Genomic DNA, 1532 nt, shown 5'->3' with positions numbered 1-1532 from the left:
CAGACGGCCACGGCCGCCGCGGCGGCGAGCGCGGCGCGTGCGCGCTGGCGGCGGCGCATCAGATCCGTGGGCCGTGCCTGGAGCGAACAGGGATCGAACTCGGGCGAGTTCAGCAGCTCGGCGGCGTCCACCGTGCCGACCGCGCCGACCGTCCCCAGTCCGGCCGCCTGTGCGAGCGCCGTATCGACGTCCCGGACTCCGGCCGCGCCGAGCACCCGTCGTACCTCCGGATCGGGCAGCTTCTCCAGACCGCGCAGGACGAACGCCGCGCGCGCCGCCGAGGAGAGGCCGGACAGCCGCTGGTCCAGGGCGAGTTCGTCCGCGCCGCCCGAGTGCGGGAACAGCCGCAGTCCCCATACGTGCGGCAGCAGCGGCGGCAGTTGGGCCCGTCTGGGCCGGGCGAGCCGGCGCAGCGGACGTCCCGCTTCTAGCGCCTGGCGCACCACCCGCGCGCGTACATAGGCGTAACCGAGGTCCCGCGCGCTCCCGTCCGTACGGCGCGGCGCCGGGATTCCGGCCTCGTCCGGCGCCGTACGGCCGCGTGGGAGCGAGCGCTGTACGAGGGCGTGCGCGGTCAGTACACGCCGGTTGCGGCCGAGCGACGGCGGCAGTACCAGATAGGCGATCCGGACGAGCCGTGGGTAGTGCTCGACGAGGGCCGCCTCGGCCTGTTCGACGCCGATGGTGGCGGCCGGAGGTTCGGAAGTGGTCACGGAAGCGGTGACGGCTTTGTCCTGGGGCACGTTCAGCAGAACGAGCGATACGTCGGATGGTCACCACATTCCCGTTCCGCCGGACCGGTTCGCCGGTCTGCGGCCGGCCCGTTCCGCCGGTCCGTTTCGCGGTTCGTCCTGCGGTTCGTCCTGCGGTTCGTCACATCCCGCCGTTCCCGCCCGCCGCGGTGGCCCCACAAGGCACGATGGCCCCATGCGCAAGGAACGATCCCGAGTGGTACTGGCAGCCCTGGCCCTGGTGCTGGCGGCCGGCTGCGGCGCGAGCGACGGCGCGGACCACGACTCGAACGACAACAAGGCCCCCGATGCGCCGAAGACGGCGACCGGGAGCCTCGAACAGCTCGCCTCACAGGCCGAGTGCGAGCCGAACATCCAGACCGACGCGGCCGAGTTGCGGCAGGCCAACTGCGCCACGGGCGACGGAAAGTATGTACTGGCCACCTTCGCCACCGACCGCGGCCAGCGCGAGTGGATCAACGAGGCCAAGGACTACGGCGGCTCGTATCTCGTCGGCAGGAAGTGGGTCGCGGTCGGTGACGCGAAGGTGGTCGCGGCGCTGCGCGGCCGGCTCGGCGGGACCGTGGAGACCGGCTCGTCACACCACTCCGGAAGCACCGGGAGCACCGGAGACACCGGAAGCACCAGTGGTACCGGAAGCGGTGGTGGGGAGCACGAGGGGCACTCAGGTGACGACATGTCAGGTCACGACATGGGCTGACCGCGCAGCGTGTGTGGGGGGTTGACGGGCGGCGGGTGCCTCAGCTCAGAGGCACCCGCCGCCCGCGCCCGCGCGGTGCA

At 72.5% G+C, this 1532-nt stretch carries 1 protein-coding gene and 1 pseudogene; one reads left to right on the top strand and one right to left on the bottom strand.

The window, feature by feature from the left end; all coding sequences use genetic code 11:
* Positions 1-713 (bottom strand): annotated as a pseudogene (locus GA0115259_RS37425) (hypothetical protein); the annotation flags it as partial.
* Between the two features lie 214 nt (positions 714-927).
* Here GA0115259_RS37425 and GA0115259_RS37420 point away from each other — a divergent pair.
* On the top strand, positions 928-1452 hold the full coding sequence (locus GA0115259_RS37420; RefSeq protein ID WP_093605015.1) for a hypothetical protein: 525 nt from the start codon (positions 928-930) through the stop codon (positions 1450-1452).
* Positions 1453-1532 lie beyond the last annotated feature (80 nt).

Origin of the sequence: Streptomyces sp. MnatMP-M17, assembly GCF_900091995.1 — a bacterium.
Lineage (GTDB): Bacteria > Actinomycetota > Actinomycetes > Streptomycetales > Streptomycetaceae > Streptomyces.
Note: the sequence above shows the minus strand (reverse complement) of the source record. Positions and strands in the feature narration are given on the sequence as shown.

Bases quoted from the DNA above. Each gene is read 5' to 3' on its own strand.
- GA0115259_RS37420 (WP_093605015.1), top strand. From the start codon at position 928: ATGCGCAAGGAACGATCCCGAGTGGTACTGGCAGCCCTGGCCCTGGTG.